The organism is Marinobacter sp. ES-1 (assembly GCF_000475255.1).
GTDB classification, from domain to species: Bacteria; Pseudomonadota; Gammaproteobacteria; order Pseudomonadales; family Oleiphilaceae; genus Marinobacter; species Marinobacter vinifirmus.
Genome location: NZ_AXBV01000059.1, coordinates 19379 through 42922, shown reverse-complemented (window position 1 = coordinate 42922; position 23544 = coordinate 19379). Strand labels below are relative to the sequence as shown.

21 protein-coding genes are annotated in these 23544 nt (G+C 59.1%); 8 read left to right on the top strand and 13 right to left on the bottom strand.

Translation table 11 applies throughout. The features are described from left to right. Window positions 1-383 precede the first annotated feature (383 nt). Window positions 384-1730, bottom strand: coding sequence for a tRNA (N6-isopentenyl adenosine(37)-C2)-methylthiotransferase MiaB (gene miaB, locus Q668_RS11240; RefSeq protein ID WP_022989706.1), 1347 nt, complete (start codon window positions 1728-1730; stop codon window positions 384-386). Between the two features lie 393 nt (window positions 1731-2123). On the opposite strand from miaB, the gene trmH reads away from it, so the two are divergent. After that, complete coding sequence (gene trmH, locus Q668_RS11235; RefSeq protein ID WP_022989705.1) at window positions 2124-2864, top strand: tRNA (guanosine(18)-2'-O)-methyltransferase TrmH; 741 nt, start codon at window positions 2124-2126, stop codon at window positions 2862-2864. A 155-nt stretch (window positions 2865-3019) separates the two neighbouring features. Here the strand turns inward: trmH and Q668_RS11230 are convergent, their stop codons facing one another. From Q668_RS11230 to Q668_RS16895, 6 genes are all read right to left on the bottom strand, one after another. After that, window positions 3020-4036 (bottom strand): nucleoid-associated protein, encoded by a 1017-nt coding sequence (locus Q668_RS11230; RefSeq protein ID WP_022989704.1) that lies wholly within the window; start codon window positions 4034-4036, stop codon window positions 3020-3022. Between the two features lie 249 nt (window positions 4037-4285). Next, a complete protein-coding gene (locus tag Q668_RS11225) occupies window positions 4286-4540 on the bottom strand; it encodes a Txe/YoeB family addiction module toxin (protein ID WP_022989703.1) in 255 nt (84 codons plus the stop codon). Continuing rightward, window positions 4537-4788: a type II toxin-antitoxin system Phd/YefM family antitoxin gene (locus tag Q668_RS11220; protein WP_022989702.1), complete on the bottom strand. Its 252-nt coding sequence runs from the start codon at window positions 4786-4788 to the stop codon at window positions 4537-4539. The genes Q668_RS11225 and Q668_RS11220 overlap by 4 nt, the downstream gene beginning before the upstream one ends. 148 nt (window positions 4789-4936) lie before the next feature. Continuing rightward, a complete protein-coding gene (gene cysN / locus Q668_RS11215; protein WP_022989701.1) occupies window positions 4937-6595 on the bottom strand; it encodes a sulfate adenylyltransferase subunit CysN in 1659 nt (552 codons plus the stop codon). A 1-nt stretch (window position 6596) separates the two neighbouring features. After that, the gene (gene cysD, locus Q668_RS11210) at window positions 6597-7505 is read right to left on the bottom strand and encodes a sulfate adenylyltransferase subunit CysD (RefSeq protein ID WP_022989700.1); all 909 of its coding nucleotides are present in this window, start codon (window positions 7503-7505) and stop codon (window positions 6597-6599) included. A 146-nt stretch (window positions 7506-7651) separates the two neighbouring features. Next, the gene (locus tag Q668_RS16895) at window positions 7652-8098 is read right to left on the bottom strand and encodes a PilZ domain-containing protein (protein ID WP_022989699.1); all 447 of its coding nucleotides are present in this window, start codon (window positions 8096-8098) and stop codon (window positions 7652-7654) included. Window positions 8099-8351: 253 nt separating this feature from the next. On the opposite strand from Q668_RS16895, the gene rimO reads away from it, so the two are divergent. Continuing rightward, window positions 8352-9692: a 30S ribosomal protein S12 methylthiotransferase RimO gene (rimO, locus tag Q668_RS11200; protein ID WP_022989698.1), complete on the top strand. Its 1341-nt coding sequence runs from the start codon at window positions 8352-8354 to the stop codon at window positions 9690-9692. A gap of 156 nt (window positions 9693-9848) precedes the next feature. On the opposite strand, the gene Q668_RS11195 is transcribed toward rimO, so the two are convergent. The 3 genes from Q668_RS11195 to Q668_RS11185 are packed head-to-tail and all read right to left on the bottom strand — an operon-like array spanning window position 9849 to window position 13787. After that, window positions 9849-10514, bottom strand: a complete 666-nt coding sequence (locus Q668_RS11195; protein WP_022989697.1) for a carbonic anhydrase — start codon at window positions 10512-10514, stop codon at window positions 9849-9851. A gap of 18 nt (window positions 10515-10532) precedes the next feature. Then, complete coding sequence (gene oadA, locus Q668_RS11190) at window positions 10533-12341, bottom strand: sodium-extruding oxaloacetate decarboxylase subunit alpha (RefSeq protein WP_022989696.1); 1809 nt, start codon at window positions 12339-12341, stop codon at window positions 10533-10535. 18 nt (window positions 12342-12359) lie between these two features. Next, window positions 12360-13787, bottom strand: a complete 1428-nt coding sequence (locus Q668_RS11185; protein ID WP_022989695.1) for an acetyl-CoA carboxylase biotin carboxylase subunit — start codon at window positions 13785-13787, stop codon at window positions 12360-12362. 132 nt (window positions 13788-13919) lie between these two features. On the opposite strand from Q668_RS11185, the gene Q668_RS11180 reads away from it, so the two are divergent. Beyond that, the gene (locus tag Q668_RS11180) at window positions 13920-14867 is read left to right on the top strand and encodes a LysR family transcriptional regulator (protein ID WP_022989694.1); all 948 of its coding nucleotides are present in this window, start codon (window positions 13920-13922) and stop codon (window positions 14865-14867) included. Window positions 14868-15360: 493 nt separating this feature from the next. Here Q668_RS11180 and gatB read toward each other — a convergent pair whose 3' ends face one another. Genes gatB through gatC form a run of 3 tightly spaced genes read right to left on the bottom strand, consistent with a single transcriptional unit; the run spans window position 15361 to window position 18613 of the window. Then, window positions 15361-16812, bottom strand: coding sequence for an Asp-tRNA(Asn)/Glu-tRNA(Gln) amidotransferase subunit GatB (gatB, locus tag Q668_RS11175; RefSeq protein ID WP_022989693.1), 1452 nt, complete (start codon window positions 16810-16812; stop codon window positions 15361-15363). A gap of 22 nt (window positions 16813-16834) precedes the next feature. Next, window positions 16835-18292 (bottom strand): Asp-tRNA(Asn)/Glu-tRNA(Gln) amidotransferase subunit GatA, encoded by a 1458-nt coding sequence (gatA, locus tag Q668_RS11170; RefSeq protein ID WP_036219790.1) that lies wholly within the window; start codon window positions 18290-18292, stop codon window positions 16835-16837. 33 nt (window positions 18293-18325) lie between these two features. Next, window positions 18326-18613 carry an Asp-tRNA(Asn)/Glu-tRNA(Gln) amidotransferase subunit GatC gene (gene gatC / locus Q668_RS11165; protein ID WP_036219802.1) on the bottom strand — a complete coding sequence of 96 codons (288 nt, stop codon included), beginning with the start codon at window positions 18611-18613 and terminating at the stop codon, window positions 18326-18328. A gap of 403 nt (window positions 18614-19016) precedes the next feature. Between gatC and Q668_RS11155 the strand changes: the two genes are divergently transcribed. The 5 genes from Q668_RS11155 to rng are packed head-to-tail and all read left to right on the top strand — an operon-like array spanning window position 19017 to window position 23514. Beyond that, window positions 19017-20057 (top strand): rod shape-determining protein, encoded by a 1041-nt coding sequence (locus Q668_RS11155; RefSeq protein WP_036219800.1) that lies wholly within the window; start codon window positions 19017-19019, stop codon window positions 20055-20057. A 29-nt stretch (window positions 20058-20086) separates the two neighbouring features. Further along, on the top strand, window positions 20087-20953 hold the full coding sequence (gene mreC, locus Q668_RS11150; RefSeq protein WP_081697596.1) for a rod shape-determining protein MreC: 867 nt from the start codon (window positions 20087-20089) through the stop codon (window positions 20951-20953). Continuing rightward, a complete protein-coding gene (gene mreD, locus Q668_RS11145) occupies window positions 20953-21429 on the top strand; it encodes a rod shape-determining protein MreD (RefSeq protein ID WP_022989687.1) in 477 nt (158 codons plus the stop codon). The genes mreC and mreD overlap by 1 nt, the downstream gene beginning before the upstream one ends. Window positions 21430-21433: 4 nt before the next feature. Beyond that, window positions 21434-22036, top strand: coding sequence for a Maf family protein (locus tag Q668_RS11140; protein ID WP_022989686.1), 603 nt, complete (start codon window positions 21434-21436; stop codon window positions 22034-22036). Then, complete coding sequence (rng, locus tag Q668_RS11135) at window positions 22033-23514, top strand: ribonuclease G (protein WP_022989685.1); 1482 nt, start codon at window positions 22033-22035, stop codon at window positions 23512-23514. Before Q668_RS11140 ends, rng begins: the two co-directional genes overlap by 4 nt. Window positions 23515-23544: the final 30 nt, after the last annotated feature.

Below are 23544 nucleotides of genomic sequence, written 5' to 3'. Positions count from 1 at the left end.
ATGCGTGGGTTCGCTTCCACAGGGACGCTCAAGACGTCCTGTTCGCTTAGCTTCGGCCATCCATGGCCTACGATACCCTGTGGAAGCGAACCCACGCACCGGCCTTTCTTTCTATGTGCAGGTTCGCAAGACGAAAAACAAGTACGAGTTTTTTTAGGGCTTGCTTTCGTATTGACGAGCGTCTTCGTGAATCAGGCAGTGATGGGTCTTCTTTAGCATGCCACCGTGAGGTCAGGCGGAGGCGGGCTGGATAAGCCTCCCAAAAATGTCGGAGGCCATGGATGGCCGGAGAGAAGCGCACATGGATGTGCTCGTAGCGGTTTTTGGGAGGCTTATCCAGCCCGCCTCCCAACTCCACACAAAGAGTACATGGGTGCCGAAGCCTAAAACAACTCAGAACCAACAGGCACACCACGAAGAGAGTTCGGGTAGGCCTCGACGATTTCCGCGTCGATGAAATGGCCAACCACCTCAGGATTCTCGTGGCGGAAGTTCACAATGCGGTTGTTCTCGGTACGCCCCGCATACTCGCCCGGGTCCTTCTTGGACAGACCAGTCACCAAAATCCGCTGAGTGGAACCGACCATCTTGCGGCTGATATCCATCACATTCTGGTTCAGGCGATCCTGCAGAATACTCAACCGCTGCTTCTTGACCTCCATCGGCGTATCGTCCGGCAGATCCGACGCCGGCGTACCCGGACGGGCGCTGTAGATGAAGCTGAAGGACATATCAAAGCCGATGTCGTTGATCAGCTTCATGGTGTCCTCGAAATCCTTATCGGTTTCACCCGGGAAGCCGATGATGAAATCCGAGGAGAAGCTGATGTCCGGGCGGATTTTGCGCAGGCGGCGGAGTTTTGATTTGTACTCCAGCGCCGTGTGGCCGCGCTTCATGGCTGCCAGGATGCGGTCGGAACCGCTTTGTACCGGCAGGTGCAGGTGGCTGACCAGTTCCGGGACCCGCTCGTAGACATCGATCAGTGACTCGCTGAACTCCACCGGGTGAGAGGTGGTGTAGCGGATGCGGTCGATGCCGTCGATGGTGGCGATCACTTCGATCAGCTCCGCCAGGTCCATCTGGTCGCCGTCGTGGGTGTCGCCACGATAGGCGTTGACGTTCTGCCCCAGCAGGTTCACTTCGCGCACACCCTGGGCGGCCAGGTGGGCTACTTCGGCGATCACGTCGTCGACCGGGCGGCTGACTTCTTCGCCGCGGGTGTAGGGCACCACGCAGAAGGTGCAGTATTTGCTGCAGCCTTCCATGATAGAAACGAACGCAGAAGGGCCGTCGGCGCCGGGCTCAGGCAAATTGTCGAATTTTTCGATCTCCGGGAAGCTGACATCGACCACGCCAACGCCATTACCCTTGGTGCGTACTTCGGTGATCATGTCGGGCAGGCGGTGCAGGGTCTGCGGGCCGAAGACCATATCCACGTAGGGTGCCCGGTCGATGATGGCCTGGCCTTCCTGGCTCGCGACGCAGCCGCCAACGCCGATGATCATGTCGGGCTTTTTGCTTTTGAGACGTTTCCAGCGGCCGAGCTGGTGGAACACTTTTTCCTGGGCTTTTTCGCGAATGGAGCAGGTGTTCAGCAGCAGGATGTCGGCGTCATCCGGGTTGTCGGTCATTTCAACCGCTTCGCCGGTTTTGAGCAGGTCTGCCATGCGGGCAGAGTCGTACTCGTTCATTTGGCAGCCGTGGGTTTTGATGAACAGCTTCTTGGCCATGGGTCTCACGTAGTTTGGTGTGTGTTGCGCCGGGGTGGGGTGGCGCTGGCAAAAATTGACTGCGTATTATAACGGGGTGCCTAAACTTCAACCACCGTTGTCTCGGATTGTCTCTAGTTTTGCTGTGGTATCATTTCCAGCTTTCCGGCGTGGGTGCAAGAAGGCTTGTGGGATGGGGCTTCCAAAAAACGCTCCTTACGGCACCCCTTCGGGGTCCGGCCCACAATCACAGATTGTGGTCGCTCAGCTGTCGCATGAAGCATTGCTTCATAAGCGCTCGGCTGAGCCCCTGTGGCGCTTCTGTTCCGCCATCCATGGCTCCACAAATTTTTGGAAGCCCCATCCCACAAGCCTTCACCAACGCTATTCCCGGATTCCGACAGACATTACGTTATGACCCCCGAACGCCTCGCCCGAATCAAACAAGTCCTGAACACCCGCCAACCCGACCTGCGGGTGCTGACAGATCAGGTGCATAAACCCAGAAACCTGTCCGCCATTATCCGCTCCTGCGACGCCTTTGGTGTGGCGAACATGCACGTGGTCTGGCCGAAGGAGGGTTTTCGGGCGTTTCGCAAAACAGCCGGCGGAAGCTTTCACTGGGTAACAACCCACACCCATCCCACCATGGACAACGCGGTGACCGAGCTGAAGGCGCAGGGGCACAAGCTGTATGCCGCGCAATTGTCCGACCGGGCGGTGGATTTTCGGGAGGTGGATTTCACCGTGCCGTGCACGATTATCATGGGTAACGAGGTGGACGGGGTGAACCCGGTGACCGCCGAGCAGGCGGATGAGCATATCGTGATTCCGATGATGGGGATGGTGGAGTCGCTGAATGTGTCGTCGGCCTGTTCCATCATCCTCTCGGAAGCCCAGCGGCAGCGAAAGCTGGCGGGGATGTTTGGTCAGCGGCGGATGCCGGATGACGAATACAACCGCCTGCTGTTCTGCTGGTGCCAGCCCACGGTTAAGCGCTACTGCGACGACCGCAACCTGCCGTATCCGCCCATCGACCACGAAACCGGTGAGTTAATCGACGGGGTAGGGTGGATGCAGGAAGTTAGAAAAATAAGGGCGAACCGCCCCCGGTGGGACGAGCAACCAGAAAACATAAAAGCAAACGAGACCTGACGGACGCCCGCATCATTGTCATGCCGGTGCGGGGTGGGTGAAGCTTTTTTCTGCCGGAAAAAGATGTCTGAGCGAAGCGAGTTGTTTTTCCAAAGAAAAAAGCTTCACCCACCCCGCGACCCGCCCCCAAAACCAGCAGGCTAGGAAAGCACAACTCAGTCCTCGCGAGCCTCCAGATACCGCTGCAACTGCTCCCGCAACGCCTTGGGCAGGCGGGTTATGGTCAGGGCGTCTTTGTCACGGTCGTAGTAGACCGCCTGGTTCACCAGGTCAGAAGAGAAGGACACGCTCATGCCTCCACCAGAGCCGGCAATGCGCACCAGTTTCTTGACCTTGCGGTGGTCCGGGTGCAGCACGCCGGTTTCGGGCATTTCTGCGTTCTTGCTTGCAAATTCTTTGAAGCGCTCAGGCTGGCTTTCGTCCAGGTAATTAGACAGCGCCTCGATGGCCACCGGCTCGCCTAGAGCATGCTGGTCTTTGCAAAACTCGTAGGCCTTGGCGCGGACTTCACCGGCTTTTTCCGGTTCGCTGGACTTGGCGAAGGCTTCCACTGCGTCCAGGAAAGTCATGGTTTCCTTTTCCACATCCACGCTGTTGGTGAACGCGCACAGGCGCAGGAACAATTCGCCGGGGTCGCCGGTGCCTCGGGCGTGGACGACGGTCATGTAGTTGTCGCTGGAGTTTTTGTTGCGCCACTCATCCAGCTCGATCCTCACTGCCAGGTTCAGGCGTGACAGGCTCAGCACGTCTGTGGCGTCCAGTTTCTGGCTGCCGTCGAAGCGCATGGCGCCGTCGGTTTCGAGGATGAACAGGTAAACCACTTCGGAATCGGCCAGGGCGTCGTGCACCACCATCAGGTGGCCGTCAAACTCTTCCTGGCTGCCGTTGAGCAGTTCCTGCCACTGGCCGAACAGGCGGTCGGTCATGGCGGCGAAGGTTTGTTTGTCTTCCAGGTAGTCTTTGAGCCAGGCGCTGAAGGGGCATTCGCCGATGTCGTCTGAGAAGCGGCCGTATTTCTTGCCGGGTTTGCTGTTGAACAGGCGCTTCATCTGTTTGTGCAGGGCTTCATAATCGCCACCGGGCTCCTGCAGGGCCTCGCCGGCAACAAGGCGGGCGGGCTGGCCCGGTTGGTACTGGCTGGCGAAGGCGGTGCGCAGGTGTTTGATGGCCATTGTGTTCAGCTCCTGTGGTTAATCTTGGTGGGCGGGGGATTTTGCCATGGTTCGGCGTGGGATTCATTGTAGCTTTCGAGTTGTGGGGGCGGGTCGCGGGGTGGTGGTTTATTTTTCTTTGGAAAAACAACTCGCTTCGCTCAGACATCTTTTTCCGGCAGAAAAATAAACCACCACCCCACGACCGGCAGACCCTTTGAGTGAAGTCGGCTTTTTCTGGAACTGCTGAGGATAAGGGGGTGTTTGCTGTCAGTAGTGATATCGGAGCTGGGCGATGAGTAGGGCGTCTTCGGTGACTTTGTAGACCATGCGGTCTTCTTCGTTAATCCGGCGTGACCAGTAACCGGCGAGGTTGTGCTTTAGTGGCTCCGGCTTGCCGATGCCTTCGAAGGGCTCTCGCATGGTCGCCTTGATAAGTTTGTTGATGCGACTAACGACCTTTTTGTCAGTGCTCTGCCAGTACAAATAGTCTTCCCAGGCGTGCTCGGAGAAGATGAGTTTCATTCAAGAAGATCCTTTTCCTGGCCGCCGCCTTGTTCCAGTTCAGCGACGGATTCCAGCAATCGGCGGGCGTTTTTGGGTGCCCGTAGCAGATAGGCGGTTTCCTGCAGTGCTTCGTAATCCTCCAGCGAAATCATCACCACAGACTGGGCCTTGCTCCGGGTAATAATCACCGGTGAGTGGTCTTCACAAACCTGCTCCATGGTTTTCGCCAGATTACTTCTTGCAACGGTATAGCTGATAGCGTCCATAAAATATGCCCTGTACAGAATGCTGTACTGTACAGGATACTGTGCAGGCCAAAAAGTGGCAACCACCAACAAACAGTTGGATTACAGAACCCCCTAAAAATCTCCCCCACCCCGGCAGCCCGCCCGCCAAGGATGGGGAATCAAGAGCTTAAACCCGCTGACTCCGAGCCAGGTCCTGCAAGAGCCCGGCAACCGCAGCTGGAATATCGGTCTCTGAATCAGCAGAAACGCTGGCATTGGCAATGTCAGTGCCCAGGTTTACCGCCACAGCCACCAGGCCATGGGAGGTCAGCAGCTGGGCCACGCGCCGGCGTTCGTCGGCGTCGCCGGTGTTTTCTTCGGACACCACCACCGCCGTCTTGCCCTGGTCAAACAAAGCCCGCTCCACGGCCAGGGCCAGTTGCGGGGCCTGTTTGCCGGTGCAGGCGATGATGGCCGGTTTCTGGGCCAGGCGGCGCTCGCGCTCCTCAGAAGTAACCGGATCAAGCGATTCCAGGCCATCGGCCAGGCCGGCGATCATACCGGCGCCGACCGTTACGTTGGTCAGGCGGTCGATGACGATGAAGCTGCCGGTGGCGTGGTTGCGCTGGTAGGCGTCGAACGCGATGGGCTGGTTCAGGGTCAGTTCGCACAGGCCGATTTCGTTGAGCTGAAGCTGGCTTGGGTTCGGGTTCTGCTCCAGGGTGTTTACATCGGTCTGGTGGTGAATCTTTTTCACCGTGCCGGAGGTAAACGTCGGTCCCAGTTTGATGTCGTACAGGCGGCCGGTTTCCAGCGGTGCATCGGTCATCCAGACAATGTTGGCGTTAAAGCGGTTGTGAACTTCCGGCTCATCGTCCGCTTTCACCAGCATGTCGCCACGGCTGATGTCGATTTCGTCTTCCAGGGTCACGGTCACCGCCTGGTCGATGTAGGCTTCGCTCAGGTTGCCGTCGAAGGTGACGATTTCCTTCACTTTGCTGGTGCGCCGTGAGGGCAGGGCCATCACGGTTTCGCCCGGGCGGATCACGCCGGAGGCGACGGTACCGCAGAAACCCCGGAAATTGAGGTTGGGGCGGGTGACGTACTGCACCGGGAAGCGGAAGTGTTCCAGGTTTTTGTCCCGGGAGACCTCCACTGTTTCCAGGATTTCCATCAATGGCTGGCCGGTGAACCAGGGGGTGTTCTCGCTCTTGTTCACCACGTTGTCGCCGTCCAGGGCGGAAATCGGCACGAAGCGGATGTCCTTCAGGCCCAGCTTGGTGGCAAAGGCCAGGTACTCGTCGCGGATTTCGTTGAAGCGCTGTTCGCTGAAGTCCACCAGGTCCATCTTGTTCACCGCCACCACAATGTGGCGAATGCCCAGCAAGGAGGCGATGAACGAGTGCCGGCGGGTCTGGGTCATCACGCCGTGGCGGGCGTCGATCATCAGGATCGCCAGTTGCGCGGTGGAGGCGCCGGTGGCCATGTTGCGGGTGTATTGCTCGTGGCCCGGGGTGTCGGCAATGATGAACTTGCGCTTGTCAGTGCTGAAGTAGCGGTAGGCCACATCAATGGTGATGCCCTGTTCACGCTCCGCCTGCAGGCCGTCTACCAGAAGGGCCAGGTCCAGCTTTTCACCGGTGGTGCCCATTTTGGCGCTATCGGTTTTCAGGCTGGCCATGTGATCTTCGTAGATCATCTTGGTGTCGTGCAGCAGGCGGCCAATCAGGGTGCTTTTGCCATCATCCACGCTGCCGCAGGTAAGCAGGCGCAGCAGCTCTTTGTTTTCGTGTTGTTTCAGGTACGCCAGAATATCGTCGGCGATCAGTTCAGACTGGTGTGACATCTCAGAAGTACCCTTCCCGCTTTTTCTGTTCCATGGAGCCGGCGGAATCGTGGTCGATTACCCGGCCTTGCCGTTCGGAGCTGGTGGCCAGCAGCATTTCCTGGATAATTTCCGGCAGCGTGTTGGCCCCCGATTCAATGGCGCCGGTCAGGGGGTAGCAGCCCAGGGTCCGGAACCGCACCGATTTCATCACCGGCTTTTCGCCTTCTTTCAGCGGCATGCGGTCGTCGTCGACCATGATCAGGGTGCCGTCACGCTCCACCACCGGGCGCTCGGCGGCGAAATACAGGGGCACTATGTCGATGTTTTCCAGGTAGATGTATTGCCAGATATCCAGCTCGGTCCAGTTCGACAGCGGGAACACGCGAATGCTTTCGCCCTTGTTGACCTTGCCGTTGTAGATATTCCAAAGCTCCGGGCGCTGGTTTTTTGGATCCCAGCGGTGGTGTTCATCCCGGAACGAATACACCCGCTCCTTGGCCCGGGATTTCTCTTCATCCCGGCGCGCGCCACCGAAGGCGGCATCAAACTTGTACTTGTTCAGGGCCTGTTTCAGGGCCTGGGTTTTCATCATGTCGGTGTGCTTGGCGCTGCCGTGGGTGAACGGCCCTATACCTTGCTTCACGCCTTCTTCGTTGGTGTGAACAATCAGATCCAGCCCGTAACGGCTCACCTGCTTGTCACGGAATTCGATCATCTCCCGGAATTTCCAGGTGGTGTCTACGTGCATCAGGGGAAAGGGGGGCTTGCCCGGATAGAAGGCTTTGAGCGCCAGGTGCAGCATCACGGCGGAATCCTTGCCGATGGAATACAGCATAACCGGGTTGTCGAACTCGGCCGCTACTTCCCGGATGATGTGGATGCTTTCTGCTTCCAGCTGCTTGAGATGGGTGAGGTTGAATGTGGTCATGGTTTTCCGTTGCCGCAAAGGCCAGTAAGGGCTTTAACTCAGAAAACCGACTATATCAGAGGGCAATATGGAATAAGAAGATAGGCAACAAGAACTTCGGGTTCTAAAAATATAGCGACTCGCGGGCAGTCCGGCGGGTATGCCGGTCAGCTTCCTGCCAGCAGCTTGGCCACGTAACGGTCTACATAATCAAAGCCGTTGCCTTCAAATTCGCAGAAACGGATGCCCAGGTGAAACTCGTCCCTGGCAACGCGGCGCATGTGCACGATATTGCCTTCGGCTACCACGGCAACCGGTTGGGTGGGTAATACTGGCACGCTGAAACGGGTGGTTACTTCCAGCGACTGGCCGGGAGCCGGCGAGATAAGGCCGGGCAGCAGTTTCCGGGCAGTGTCCTGTGAGCAGGAAATCATCACGCCGGAGCGGGAAAGGTTGGCAATTTTGCCGTCAAGGCGGCTGCCATCCGCTCGTTCAATCAAAATGTCGGCAGACACTTCCACCCGTTGCTGGTTGCGCAGGTTGTGCCTTGCAGCGATGGGCTTGACCCGAACCCTTCTGGCGAATGCAGTTTCCAGATGTGTTGCCTTTCCCATAGATGGCTTCCGAACAGGTGTTTGATTGCTGAGAGAGTGTGGTTGTTCAAATTATGACCAGCAAGGGTATTGAAGCATATTATTGCAAATTTATGAATTAAATCTGAACCATGGTTCACAGAATGGCCTGCGGTGATCCGTATTATCCACCCACGACCGGTAGCCGGATAGTGCTGCAGTTGCAGTTCTGCTGAGGTAAAATCGCCGCCTCCATTCATCAGGAGCTTTGCTCCGGGATTCCTGCAGAACCGTTATGACCGAGAAAACAGAAAACACCGCCAAGGGCGGAAAAGTCGGCTTTATCAGCCTGGGTTGCCCCAAGGCACTGGTTGATTCCGAGCGCATTCTTACCCAGCTGCGCCTGGACGGGTATGACGTAGTGCCCACCTACAACGACGCCGACATTGTGGTGGTGAACACCTGCGGCTTTATTGATGCCGCCAAGCAGGAATCCCTGGACGCCATCGGCGAAGCCATCAGCGAGAACGGCAAGGTTATCGTGACCGGTTGCATGGGGGGGGAAGCCGAAAAAATCCGCGAAACCCATCCGGGCGTGCTGGCGGTGTCTGGCCCCCAGGCCTATGAAGAAGTGGTGGGTGCCGTGCACCAGTATGTGCCGCCGAAAAAAGACCACGATCCGTTTGTGGACCTGGTACCGCCCCAGGGCATCAAACTGACCCCGCGGCACTACGCCTACCTGAAGATCTCTGAAGGCTGCAACCACAGCTGCACTTTCTGCATCATCCCGGATATGCGCGGCAAGCTGGTGAGCCGCCCGATTGGCGATGTCATGGACGAAGCCAAGCGGCTGGTCGACGCCGGGGTGAAAGAACTGCTGGTGATCTCCCAGGACACCTCCGCCTATGGTGTCGACATCAAGTACCGCACCGGATTCTGGCAGGGCCGGCCCCTGAAAACGAAGATGCAGTCCCTGTGTGAAGCGCTGGGCGATATGGGCGTCTGGGTGCGTCTGCACTATGTGTATCCATACCCGCACGTGGATGACATCATCCCGCTGATGGCTGAAGGCAAGATCCTGCCGTACCTGGACATCCCGTTCCAGCACGCCAGCCCGAAAGTGCTCAAGGCCATGAAACGCCCCGCCCACGACAGCAAAACTCTGGAGCGCATCAAGAAGTGGCGGGAGATCTGCCCGGAGCTGACCATCCGCTCCACCTTCATCGTCGGCTTCCCCGGTGAAACCGAAGAAGACTTCCAGTACCTGCTCGACTGGCTGGACGAAGCCCAGCTCGACCGCGTGGGTGCCTTCACCTACAGCCCGGTAGAAGGCGCAAAAGCCAATGAGCTGGAAGGTGCCGTGCCGGAAGAAGTGAAGGAAGAACGCCTGGCGCGCTTTATGGCCAAGCAGGCCGAAATCTCCGCCGCCCGCCTGCAGGCGAAAATTGGCAAAACCATTGATGTACTGATCGATGAAGTTGATGAAGAAGGCGCCATCGGCCGCTCCAAGGCCGACGCCCCGGAAATCGACGGCATGGTCTATCTCAATGGCGAGACCGACCTGCAGCCAGGCCAGATCGTCCAGGCGGTGGTAGAACACGCCGACGAACACGACCTATGGGCCGTTCTTGCCTGATCGGAATAAGGGAACAAGTCTTGGCGTGTGAGGCCAAGGTCTGAAAGGGTGGGGTGGGGATACCTTCCCGCAGGAAAAAAAGATGTCTGAGCGAAGCGAGTTCTTTTTTTCCTGCGGGAAGGTATCCCCACCCCGCCCAAACACCATTACCAGACGTCAGGCCTCAGCAACCCGAGAAATCGTCTCCGCATAATAGTCATCGAAATTCTTGAACTCGATGCTATCCCGCCCGCAGCAGCGAATGTTGCCAGACTTGATGTCGTACACCCAGCCGTGAATCTCGATCTTGCCCGTGGCCAGCTTGGCCGCCACCACCGGGTGCGTACGCAGGTGCTGAACCTGCTGCAGCACGTTCTCTTCAATCGCTTCGTTCAGGTATTTCGGGTCCAGCGGCGCATCACCATCAATGCCGTGGCGCTCCCGCACGATTTCCATGGCCGAGCGACAGTGGCCCAGCCATTCCTTTACGTGGGGCAGGCCTTTCAGGGCCGGGATATCCAGCGCGCCCTTGATGGCACCGCAGTCGGTGTGGCCACACACAATAATGTGGCGCACACCCAGCACCGCCACCGCATACTCGATGGAGGCGGTCATGCCCCCGGTCTCGTTGCTGTGGGGTGGAATCACGTTGCCGGCATTGCGGCAGATGAACAGGTCGCCGGGGTTGGAGCCGGTGACCATGTTCGGGTCGATGCGTGAATCGGAACAGGTGAAGAACAGAACATCCGGGTTCTGGCTGTCGGCCAGGGCGCCGAACAGGTCCTTGTGCTCCGGGTAAACGTTCTTGCGAAAATTCAGTACGCCGCGAACAATGTGGTCCATAGTGTTTCCTCCTGCCGGTCAGGCAATCTCGATCAATACTTCGCCGGGAGTAACCCGGTCGCCCTTGGTGACGTAAACCGCCTGCACGGTGCCGTCCACGCTGGTGTGGATTTCGGTTTCCATTTTCATGGCTTCGGTGATTAGCACTGCCTGGCCAGCAGCAACAGTATCGCCTTCCTTGACCAGCACATCCACTACATTGCCGGGCATGGTGGTGGTGACATGGCCCGGGTCCGTGGCCTGCTTGCGACCGCTGCCGCCGGCTGCGGCCTCGTATTCATTCAGCGACTCAAACACCACTTCCTGGGGCATGCCGTCCAGCGACAGGTACAGCTTGCGCTTTCCGGGGCCGGATGCGCCTACGCCGGTAACGGCCACCTCGTAGGTTTCCCCGTGCACGTCAATGCGGAACTCGGTAGCCACGGCGGTGCCCATGCGGTCACGGCCCTTGTGCTCCACTGGCAGCAGTTCTTCCGGCTTCAGGGTGCCGTCTTTGCGCTGCTGCAGGAACTCCCGGCCGAGGTCCGGGAACATGGCGTATGTGAGCACATCTTCCTCGCAGGTGGCCAGACTACCAATGTCTTCTCGCAATTTGTCCAGCTCCGGGCTGAGCAGGTCTGCCGGCCGGCCTTCGTTCACGCTCTCGTTGCCGATGGCCTTCTTCTGGATGTCGGCATTCACTTCCGCCGGCGGGTGGCCGTAACCGCCCTGCAGGTAGCGCTTCACCTCGTTAGTGATGGTTTTGTAGCGCTGCCCGGCCAGTACGTTATACACCGCCTGGGTACCGACAATCTGTGAGGTGGGTGTTACCAGCGGCGGGTAGCCCAGGTCGGCCCGAACGCGCGGAATCTCGCTGAACACATCACGGATCTTGTCCAGCGCATTCTGTTCCTTCAGCTGGTTGGCCAGGTTGGACATCATGCCGCCCGGCACCTGGTTGATCTGGACGGAGACATCCTCGCGGGTGAATTCACTCTCGAACTGATGGTACTTCTTGCGTACCTCGTGGAAGTAATCGGCAATCTCGCTCAGCAACTCCAGGTCCAGCCCGGTGTCGTATTCCGTGCCTTTCAGGGCCGCCACCTGGGATTCAGTGGCCGGGTGGCTGGTGCCGTTGGCAAACGACGAAATAGCGGTATCGATCCGGTCGGCGCCCGCCTCGATTGCTTTGAGCTGGCACATGGCGGCCAGGCCAGCGGTGGCATGGCTGTGAATCACCAGAGGCAGGTCGACAGCCGACTTGATGGCCTTGACCAGCTCGTAGGTGGCGTAGGGCGTCAGCAGCCCGGCCATGTCCTTGATGGCAATGGAGTCCGCGCCCATATCCTTCAGTTGCAGGGCCTGTTGCACGAACAATTCCGGTGTGTGCACCGGGCTGGTGGTGTAGCAGATGGTGCCCTGTGCATGCTTGCCGGCTTTCTTCACCGCTTTCATGGCGGTTTCCAGGTTGCGCAGATCGTTCAGGGCATCGAACACCCGGAACACATCAATACCGTTGTCGGCGGCTTTCTGCACAAAGGCTTCGACCACATCGTCGGCGTAGTGCCGGTAACCCAGCAGGTTCTGGCCCCGCAGCAGCATTTGCAGGCGGGTGTTCGGCAGGGCCTGGCGCAGCTGGCGCAGGCGCTCCCAGGGGTCTTCTTTCAAAAAGCGCACGCAGGCATCGAAGGTGGCGCCGCCCCAGACTTCCAGGGACCAGTAACCCACCTGGTCCAACTTGTCGCAGATCGGCAGCATGTCTTCGGTGCGCATGCGGGTAGCAATCAGGGACTGGTGCGCGTCACGAAGGATAACGTCGGTTACTTCAATTTTTTTGGCTTTACTCATGTTCAATCCTCCTGCGGATTACCAGCCGGCGTGGGCTGCGATCGTGGCGGCAATGGCCAGGGCAATTTCACTGGGATGACGTTTGGCGGAATAGTTCAGCAACTCCGGGTGGCTGGGCACAAAGCTGGTATCGAACACCCCGGCCCGGAAATCCGGATGGTCCAGGATCTGCTGGTAATAGTTCGCGGTGGTGGTAATGCCGTGCAGGCGCATGTCATCCAGCGCCCGCTTGCCCCGGGCAATCACCTCGTCCCAGGTCAGGGCCCAGACCACCAGCTTCAGGCACATGGAGTCGTAGTAGGGCGGAATCTCATAGCCGGTATAGATGGCCGTATCCACCCGCACGCCGGGGCCGCCCGGTGCGTAATAATGGGTGATGCGGCCGAAGCTGGGCAGGAAGTCGTTCTTCGGGTCTTCGGCATTGATCCGGAACTGCAGGGCATAGCCCCGGTAGGAAATGTCTTCCTGCCGGTAGCTCAGAGGTTCGCCGGCGGCGATGCGCAGCTGCTCCCGGACAATGTCCACCCCGGTGATGGCTTCGGTAATGGTGTGCTCCACCTGCACCCGGGTGTTCATCTCCATGAAGTAGACTTCGTTGCCGGTGAGCAGAAACTCCACCGTACCGGCGTTCTCGTAACCCACCGCCCTGGCCGCTTTCACCGCCAGGCCGCCAATGTACTGACGTTGCTCCGGCGTAAGCTGCGGGCTGGGGGCTATCTCGATCAGCTTCTGGTTGCGGCGCTGGATGGAGCAGTCCCGCTCGAACAGGTGAATCGCATTGCCGTGGCTGTCAGCCAGCACCTGCACCTCGATATGGCGCGGGTTCACAATGCATTTTTCCATGAACACCTCGGCCGAACCGAAAGCCTTAGTGGCCTCGGAGATCACCCGCGGGTACTGGGTTTTCAACTCCTCAGGAGAATCGCACCGGCGAATGCCCCGGCCACCACCACCGGAGGTGGCTTTTAGCATCACCGGGTAGCCGATCTCGTTAGCCAGCTTCAGCGCGTGATCCAGGTCTGCCAGGTTGCCCTCGGAACCCGGGGTGATGGGCACACCGGCCGCCCGCATACTGTCCCGGGCCTGGGTTTTGTCGCCCATCTTGTGAATGACGTCCGACTTGGGGCCGATAAAGGTAATCCCGTGCTGCTCGCACAGCTGGGCAAAGCGGGCATTCTCCGACAGAAAACCGTAGCCGGGATGAATGGCGTCGCAGCCGGTCTCCAGCGCCAGGTTCACAATCCGCGCCGGGTCCAGATAGCCGGCCAGCGGGTCTTCTCCCAGTGAATAGGCTTCGTCGGCGCGCTTCACGTGCAGGCCGTAGCGATCCGGCTCGGTATAAATCGCCACCGAGCGGATGCCCATCTCGGCGCAGGCGCGGACAATACGCACCGCAATCTCGCCACGGTTGGCGATCAGAACTTTTTTAAGCGTGGGCTTCAACATGGGCGATTCCTCGTCTCGTCGTCCCGAATGAAGGTGGGAAAAGAGTAACGGGGATGACGGATCACGAAAAATTGATATTATTTCGCTTATGTATAACTAATATCTTATGAACAGGCTGATTCGGGAACGCCCATGCCCCTGAGTATCCAGAAACTCGCCAACCGCCTGACCTTCCGGCAGCTGCAGGTATTCAAGGCGGTCTACGACCTGAAAAGCTACAGCAAAGCCGGCGACCTGCTGGGCCTGACCCAGCCCGCCGTCAGCAGCCAGGTACGCCACCTGGAGCAGGCTTTGGGCATGCCCATGTTCGAATACGTGGGCCGCAAGTTGTATTGCACCGCCGCAGGCGAAGAAATGGCTGCCTGCGTGCGCTCGGTATTCCACGAACTGGCAGACATGCAGAACCGCCTGGCGGCGTTGGAGGGCAGGGTAGCGGGAGATCTGAAACTGGTGGCCGTCAGCACCGCGCAATACGTGGTGCCTTACCTGCTGCGCTCATTCCTGCAACTGAACCTTCAGGTCAACGTCTCGGTGGCCGTGGTCAACCGCGCCACCGCACTGCAGCGCCTGAACGACAACAGCGACGACCTGGTGATCATGGGTATGGTGCCGCCCGACCGGCCACTGACCTCGCTGCCGTTTCTCGACAACGAACTCATCCCCATCGTCCCGGCCGGCCATCCGCTGCTGGAGCAGGAGGTTGTAGCACCTCAGGACTTCCTCAACAGCCAGCTGCTAACCCGGGAAACCGGCTCCGGCAGCCGTCTGGCGCTGGAGGTCTATTGCCAGCAACACCGCCTGAAGATGGAGCCAACCATTGAACTAGGTTCCAACGATGCAGTGAAGCACGCAGTCCTGGCCGGTCTGGGTGTGGCGGTTGTGCCAAAGCTCAGCGTGCTTTCAGAACTGGCCCTGGGTTCCCTGCAGGCCCTAAACATCACCGGCTTCCCCCTGCGTCGCAGTTGGTGCGTGGTCTACCCCCAGGCCCGGCACCCGACTCCGGCCATGCAGGCGTTCATAGACTACATCCAGCAAAATATCGCCCAGTTTGAGCGGCTGTTTCGGCGTATGGGGTCTTAGGTTGGTGGTTTGCGTCTGGTTTCGGCCCTAGCCTGTTTGTTTCGGTGGTGGGCTGTGTTTGGGGCCCCTTCCCAAAAACCGCTACAAGCACGTCCGTGTGCGCTTCTCTCCGGCCATCCATGGCCTCCGAAATTTTTGGGAAGGGGCCCCAAACACTGCCATCCGGACATCGCAGTAATAGTCCGTTGAACGGCGGGCGCACTGGAGTTTCAAGTATGCATTCAGTTTATAACTGAGACTGCGTTGATATTCCTGCAGGGTGCAGTGGGCGGACTATTGTACAGAGTCAGAAAAGCCTTGGCGGGAGGCTCCTCCCGAAAATTTGCGGAGCCATGGATGGCGGAGCAGAAGCGCCACATGGATGTGCCGTAAGGAGCGGTTTTTGGGAGGAGCCTCCCGCCAAGGCCCTCCCGCATACTGGGCAGGCTGCGAACAAAGCCGCCCTCCCCACAATCCGAAAGCTAGGGCCGAAACAAAACGGCCCACGCCAATGCTAGCCGCCAAGCTTGCGAACAAGAATCTCGTTGAACAGCTTGGGGTTGCCCTGGCCCTTGGAGGCCTTCATCAGTGGCCCCATGAAGCCGCCAAGCATTTTCTTGCGCTTCTTGGGATCTTCCTCGCCCTGATACTGGGCCACCTGATCCGGCATGCCGGCCAGAACTTCGTCAACCATGGACTCCAGGGCACCAGTGTCAGACACCTGCTTCAGGCCCTTGGCTTCAATGATGGCATCTACATCGTCGTTCTCGCCCGTCCACAGGGCTTCGAACACCTTCTTGGCGCCCGCAGAGGACAGGGTGTTGTCGGCGATGCGGGTCACCATGGCGCCCAGTTGTGCGCCGGTAATCGGGGCTTCGGCTACGGATTTTTCTTCTGCATTCAGGCGTGCGGAGAACTCGCCCTGAATCCAGTTGGAGGCCAGTTTGGCGTCTTTGCCGTGTTCCGCGGTTTCTTCGAAGAACGCGGCCAGTTTGGCGTCGGCAGAAAGGATGCCGGCGTCGTAGTCGTTCAGGCCGTACTGCTCCTTGAAGCGGGCCTTGCGGGCATCCGGCAGTTCCGGCAGGCGAGATCGGGCGTCTTCGATGAAGGCGTCGTCGATTTCCACCGGGAGAAGATCCGGACAGGGGAAGTAGCGGTAGTCGTTGGCTTCTTCCTTGGTGCGCATGGAGCGGGACTCGTCGCGGTCGCCGTTGTACAGGCGGGTTTCCTGGGTGATGCTGCCGCCGTCTTCCAGGATGTCCATCTGCCGCTCTACTTCGTGGGCAATGGCCTGTTCCATGAACCGGAAGGAGTTCAGGTTCTTGGTTTCGGTGCGGGTGCCCAGGGTGTCGGAGCCTTTCGGTTTCAGGGAAATGTTGACGTCAAAGCGCATGGAGCCCTGGGACATATCACCGTCGCAGATGCCCAGAGAGGTCACGATGCCGTGCAGCTTCTTGGCGAAGGCTACGGCTTCCTCGGCGTTGGTCATGTCCGGCTCGGTCACCACCTCGATCAGCGGAGTACCGGCGCGGTTCAGGTCGATGCCGGTCATGCCATGATAATCCTCGTGCAGGGATTTACCGGCGTCTTCTTCCAGGTGGGCGTGGTGAATGCGCACCCGCTTGCTGCTGCCGTCAGCCAGGTCGATGTCCACGTAGCCGGGGCCGACAATGGGCTGGGCCAGCTGGGTGGTCTGGTAGCCTTTGGGCAAGTCCGGGTAGAAATAGTTCTTGCGCTCGAAGACCGAGCGGCGGCCGATTTCTGCATTGGTGGCCAGGCCGAACATCACCGCATAGCGGAATGCCTGTTCGTTGGGTACCGGCAGGGTACCGGGCATGGCCAGGTCAACCGCGTTGGCCTGGGTGTTGGGCTCGGCACCGAAAGCGGTGCTGGAGCCGGAGAAAATCTTGGTCTGGGTGGCGAGCTGAACGTGAATTTCCAGCCCGATCACGATATCCCACTGCATGTGTTCGTCTCCTAGTCCGGGCTTATTGGGGTTCACGCTGGTGCCAGTCAGTCACCTGCTGGAACTGATGGGCGGCGTTCAGCAGGCGGGCTTCGGAGAAATAGTCCCCGATAATCTGCAGCCCCACCGGCAAGCCGTCGACAAACCCGGCCGGCACCGACATGGCCGGAATGCCCGCCAGGTTGATGGCGATGGTAAACACGTCTTCCAGGTACATGGACACGGGGTCGGTGTTCTTCTCGCCCTGTCTGAACGCCGGCGTTGGCGACACCGGACTCATCAGCACGTCCACTTCCTTGAATGCATTGATGAAATCCTGCTGGATCAGCCGGCGAACCTTCTGGGCCTTCAGGTAATAGGCATCAAAGTAACCGGCGGACAGGGCATAAGAACCCACCAGAATCCGGCGCTTCACCTCGTTACCAAACCCTTCCGCCCGGGTGCGGGTGTACATATCCATCAGGTCTTTCGGATCTTCACAGCGATAGCCGTAACGCACACCGTCAAACCTGGACAGGTTGGCGGACGCCTCCGCCGGAGCGATTACGTAATAGGCTGCGATGGCCAGCTTCGCGTTCGGCAGGGACACTTCTTTCACCGTCGCGCCCAGCTTCTCGTACTCGCGAATCGCGTTACGAACCTGTTCTTCCATGGCGGGAGACAGCTGGTCGCTGAAGTATTCCTTCGGCAAGCCAATCTTCATGCCCTTCAGCGGCTCGTTCAGGGTGGCGGTGTAATCCGGCACTGCCCGGTCGATGCAGGTGGAATCCTTCGGATCGTAGCCCGCCATCACATTCATCATCAGCGCCGCGTCTTCCGCCGTGCGCGCCATCGGCCCGCCCTGATCCAGGGAAGAAGCAAAGGCGATCATTCCATAGCGAGAAACCCGGCCGTACGTCGGCTTCAGGCCAGTAATGCCACACAGCGCTGCCGGCTGGCGGATGGAACCACCGGTGTCGGTACCCGTCGCCGCCGGCACCAACCGAGCCGCCACCGCAGCCGCAGAACCGCCGGAAGAACCACCCGGCACCCGCTTGTCACCGCTGGACAGGCCCCAGGGGTTGGTCACCGCGCCATAAAAACTGGACTCGTTGGACGAACCCATGGCGAATTCATCCATATTGGTTTTGCCCAGACACACCGCACCGGCCGCCTTGAAATTGGCGGTTACCGTGGCGTCGTAAGGAGGCACAAAATTATCCAGCATCTTCGAACCACAGCTGGTGCGAACCCCGCTGGTGCAGAAGATATCCTTGTGAGCAAACGGCACCCCGGTCCACACCGTGGCCTTACCGGCTGCGCGCATCTCATCAGCGGCCTTCGCCTCAGCCAGCGCCTGCTCGTCGGAGATGGTAATAAAACTGTTGTACTTGCCGTCTTCCGTTTTCAGACGGTCCAGGAACTGCTGAGTCAGCTCCACACTCGAAATCCTGCCACTCTCCAGCTCTCTGGAAAGCTCTGCTACAGACTTGTTATGCATGATAAATCCCGAAATCTCTGATGGACGACCAAATCACTCGATAACCCTGGGCACCAGATACAACCCATCCTCGGTAGCCGGCGCAATCGCCTGAAACGCCTCCCGCTGATTGGTCTCGGTAACCACATCCGGCCGTAGCTTCTGCACCGCATCCAGCGGATGCGCCATCGGCTCCACCGAATCGGTATCTGCAGCACTCAACTGATCCACCAGATCCAGGATATTGCCGAGATCTTTCTCCAGAGCCGAAACCTGCTCGCTGTCCACCTTGATGCGGGCGAGCACGGCAACTTTTTCGATGTCCTCGCGGGAAATGCTCACGTTGCCTCCAATAGGAATAAAAGAGTGTGAAAACAATTTAATGACTGTTCTGAAGCCAGGAATAATGTTTGGAGATGCTTGTGGGTAGGGCTTTCCAAAACTGTGCGGAGCCAAGGATGGCGGAGCTCAAGCGCCACATGGATGTGCCGAAGGAGCGTGTTTTGGAAAGCCCTACCCACAAGCATCTGCGCACCAAAAGAAAGGAGCACCAGACCCTGACTGCAATAAAGCCCGATATATTAGCAGAATCGAAGCCAAGATTGGCCCCGGAACACGCCCAAAAATGTGAGAATGGTAAGCTCCCGCCACAGATGGCGCCTTGCCTGAAAATGGCGCCACTGCTAAAGTTGCCGGATTCTTCTACATCCGCAACCGCAACTCTCAGGTTGAAACTACACTAATGCTGATCAAAAGACTCCGAGGCCTGTTCTCAAGCGACCTGTCCATCGACCTGGGCACCGCCAACACACTGATTTTTGTACGTGATCGCGGAATCGTACTGGACGAACCCTCCGTTGTCGCCATCCGCACCAGCGGATCCCAGAAAATGGTTGCCGCCGTAGGCGCCGAAGCAAAACGCATGCTTGGCCGTACCCCGGGCAACATTACCGCCATCCGCCCGATGAAAGACGGCGTGATTGCAGACTTCGTAGTCACCGAAAAAATGCTCCAGCACTTCATCCACAAAGTGCACGAAAACAGCTTCATCACCCCGAGCCCCCGCGTACTGGTGTGCGTGCCCAGCAAATCCACCCAGGTTGAACGCAAAGCCATCCGCGAATCTGCCCTGGGCGCCGGCGCCCGTGAAGTCTTCCTGATTGAAGAGCCCATGGCGGCGGCCATCGGTGCCGGCCTGCCGGTAGAAGAAGCCAGCGGCTCCATGATCGTCGACATCGGCGGCGGCACCACCGAAATCGCCATCATCTCCCTGAACGGCATCGTTTATGCGGATTCCGTGCGTGTCGGCGGCGACAAATTCGACGAAGCCATCGTCACCTACGTGCGCCGCAACTACGGCAGCCTGATCGGTGATTCCACCGCCGAGCGCATCAAGCACGAAATCGGCTGCGCCTACGAAGGCCTGGAAGTGCGCGAAATCGACGTTCGCGGTCGCAACCTGGCCGAGGGTGTTCCCCGGGCCTTCACCCTGAACAGTGAAGAGATCCTGGACGCCCTGCAGGAATCCCTGGCCCAGATCGTCCAGACCGTGAAAAGCGCCCTCGAACAGTCTCCGCCCGAACTGGCCTCTGATATCGCAGAGCGCGGCATCGTATTGACCGGTGGTGGCGCCCTGCTGCGTGGCCTGGACAAGCTCATCAGTGAAGAGACCGGTCTGCCGGTGATCATCGCCGAAGACCCGCTCACCTGTGTCGCCCGTGGTGGAGGCAAGGCGCTGGAAGTCATTGATCGCGGTGGCATCGGAATGTTCTCCCAGGAGGGGTGACCCTGTGGGAGGGCTAAGCCATTAAGACCATCTTCGTCCAGGGGCCGGTTCCCGGCTTCAGACTTCTGCTTGTGATTCTGGTATCGGCAGCGTTAATCGCTGCCGATGGCCGTTTTGACAAGCTGGCACCGATGCGCAGCGTGATTGCTACCGGCCTTGGCCCCGTTTACTGGCTGGGCAACGCGCCCTACCGCTTCAGCGACTGGTTCTCCGGCCTGTTTGTCAGCCGCGACGACCTGCAGCAGGAAAACGAAGAACTGAAAACCCGCCTGCTCATTCTCGAGCGCCGGGCCCTCAAATACGCCGCCCTGGCGTCTGAAAACAACGAACTGCGCCGCTTGCTGAACTCCTCCGAAGTGCTGGATGACCGGGTGATTGTCGGCGAAGTGGTCGCGGTCTCCCCGGACCCTTTCTCCCATGAGGTTGTCATCAACAAAGGCAGCAACGACGGTGTAACCACCGGGCAGGCGGTGCTCGATGCCGAAGGCCTGTTGGGCCAGGTGATCCAGACCAGCCAGTTTACCTCCCGGGTATTGTTGGTGTCGGACAGCAGCCATGCCGTGCCCGTGGAAGTGGTTCGCAACGGCCTGCGCTCGATTCTGCTGGGTAACGGCGAGACCGACGAACTGGAACTGGTGCATGTACCCGACACTGCCGATATCCGCGAAGGCGATATGCTGGTGAGCTCGGGCCTGGGTGGTCGTTTTCCCCGGGGCTATCCGGTGGCAGAAGTCAGCAGCATTTCCAAGGAGCCGGGCGAGCCGTTTGTGGATATTGTCGCCGTGCCAAAGGCCCGGCTGAACCAGAGCCGCCTGGTACTGGTGGTGTTCCAGCAGAAGGATGAGCCAGCCGAAGCCCCGCTGGTACCGCTCGGAGAAGTGGAGGAGCAGAACTGATGTTGTCGGTGATCAGCTACCCCCTGTTTGCCCTGACGGTCGTTCTGGCGCTGGTGCTCAGCATTTCCTGGTTCCCGGTGGGCTGGTTCGAGTTCCGCCCCGAGTGGCTGGGGCTTATCGTCTTTTACTGGACCTTCCGGGCGCCCGCTCAATTCGGCATCGTGATGGCCTGGTGCCTGGGTCTGTTGCTGGATATCCTGGAATCCACACCGCTGGGCGTCAACGCCATGGCCATGGCCCTGATTGCTTTCCTGGTGCTGACGGTTCATCACCGCCTGCGCATGTATCCCTTGCCCCAGCAGTGTCTGATGGTGTTTCTGTTAGTGGGCATCAACCAGATGCTGGTGCATTTCGTTAAACAGCTGTTCGGCGCCGACACACCCGGCTTCAGTTACCTATGGCCGGCGCTGACCAGTGCCGTCGCCTGGCCCTTCGTGTCTGGACTGCTCGACAGCCTGAACCGCAAACTCGGATAACCCTATGACCGGCCTGATCCTGGCGTCTGCTTCTCCCCGACGTGCCGAGCTGCTGAGCCAGATTGGCGTAAACCACCGGGCCTGCCCGGCGGATATCGACGAAACCCCGCTGGCCGGCGAATCCCCTCAACACTACGTAGAACGGCTGGCCCGGGAAAAGGCCCTGGCGGTTGCTGCTGACCATCCGGAAAACCTGGTGCTGGGCTCAGACACCACCGTGGTATTGGCCGGTGAGATCCTGGCCAAGCCGGAGTCGGATGACCATGCTTGCAGCATGCTGTCCCGTTTGTCCGGGCAAACCCACCAGGTCATGACCGCCGTGGCGCTCGCCAGGGGAAGCGATTGTCAGTCCCGGGTGAGCATTACCGAAGTGACGTTCCGTACCCTGGGTGAACAGGAAATTCAGGCCTACGTGGCCAGTGGTGAGCCGATGGACAAGGCCGGCGGCTACGGCATTCAGGGCCGTGGCGGTATTTTTGTCAGGGAACTGAAAGGCAGTTACAGTGCCGTAGTGGGATTGCCACTACAGGAAACCGCCGAATTACTCGCTCAGGCCGGTTGTCCGGTCTGGCAGAACTGGCCGCGCAGTAAGGAGAACCAGGCATGAGCGAAGAAATTCTGATCAACGTAACCCCGGTGGAAACCCGGGTGGCACTGGTCGAAAACGGCATGTTGCAGGAAGCCTATATCGAGCGTACCAGTCGCAAAGGCATCGTTGGCAACATCTATAAAGGCAAGGTGGTTCGGGTGCTGCCGGGCATGGAAGCAGCATTCGTGGATATCGGCCTGGAACGGGCGGCGTTTATCCATGCCTCTGACGTAGCCTGCACCCAACAGCCCAGCGACGAAGGCGGAGACGGCCCGAAAACCGTGCCCGACATCCGCACCCTGCTGCGCGAAGGCCAGTCCCTGGTGGTTCAGGTCACCAAGGACCCGATTGGCACCAAGGGCGCTCGCCTGACCACCCAGTTATCGATCCCGTCCCGCTATCTGGTCTTTATGCCCGGGGTCAGCCACGTCGGTATTTCCCAGCGCATCGAAGATGAAACCGAACGCGCCCGCCTGAAAACCCTGATCGAGGAAGCCGCAGCCGAAGACAGCGACGTGCAGGGTGGTTACATCATCCGCACAGCGGCAGAAGCTGCCCAGGCGGAAGAGTTGATCGCCGACATGACCTACCTGCACCGGCTGAGTGTGTCTATCAAGGAACGGATCGGCAAGGTGCAGGCCCCGGCCGTTGTTTACCAGGACCTGCCGCTGTTTATCCGCACCATCCGGGACCTGATCCGGCCGCAAACCGAAAAGGTACGCATCGACAGCCGCGAGAGCTACCAGCGGGTGATGGAGTTTGTGCGGGAGTTTGTTACCGAGTTTGCCGACAAGGTTGAGTACTACCCCGGTGAGCGACCGATCTTCGACCTGTATTCCGTGGAAGATGAAATCCAGAAGGCGCTCAGCCGCAAGGTGCAGCTGAAGTCCGGTGGCTATGTGATCATCGACCAGACCGAGGCGATGACCACCATCGACATCAACACCGGGGCTTTTGTCGGCCACCGGAACCTTGAAGAAACCATTTTCAAGACAAACCTGGAAGCGGCGCGGGCTATAAGCCGGCAGCTGCGCCTGCGTAACCTCGGCGGCATCATCATTATCGATTTTATCGACATGGAAGACCCGGAGCACCAGCGCCAGGTGCACCGCATGCTGGAAAAAATGCTCGAGCGGGACCACGCCAAGACCAAGATTACCGGCGTGTCGGAACTGGGGCTGGTGGAGATGACCCGCAAGCGCACCACCGAAAGCCTGGGCCAGGTGCTGTGCGAGCCGTGCCCGATATGCGACGGCCGGGGTTTCCTGAAAACGGCCGAAACGGTGTGCTATGAAATTTTCCGGGAGATCCTGCGGGTCAACCGGGCCTACGAGGCGGAAAACTACCTCGTGATGGCGTCCCAGAAAGTGGTAGACCGGCTGCTGGACGAAGAATCCGACAACGTGGCCGACCTTGAAACCTTTATCAGTAAGACCATTCGCTTCCAGGTAGAGCCTTTCTACAGCCAGGAGCAGTACGATGTGGTTCTGCTCTGACGCCTGACCGGCGGAACCAGCCGGGGAGTT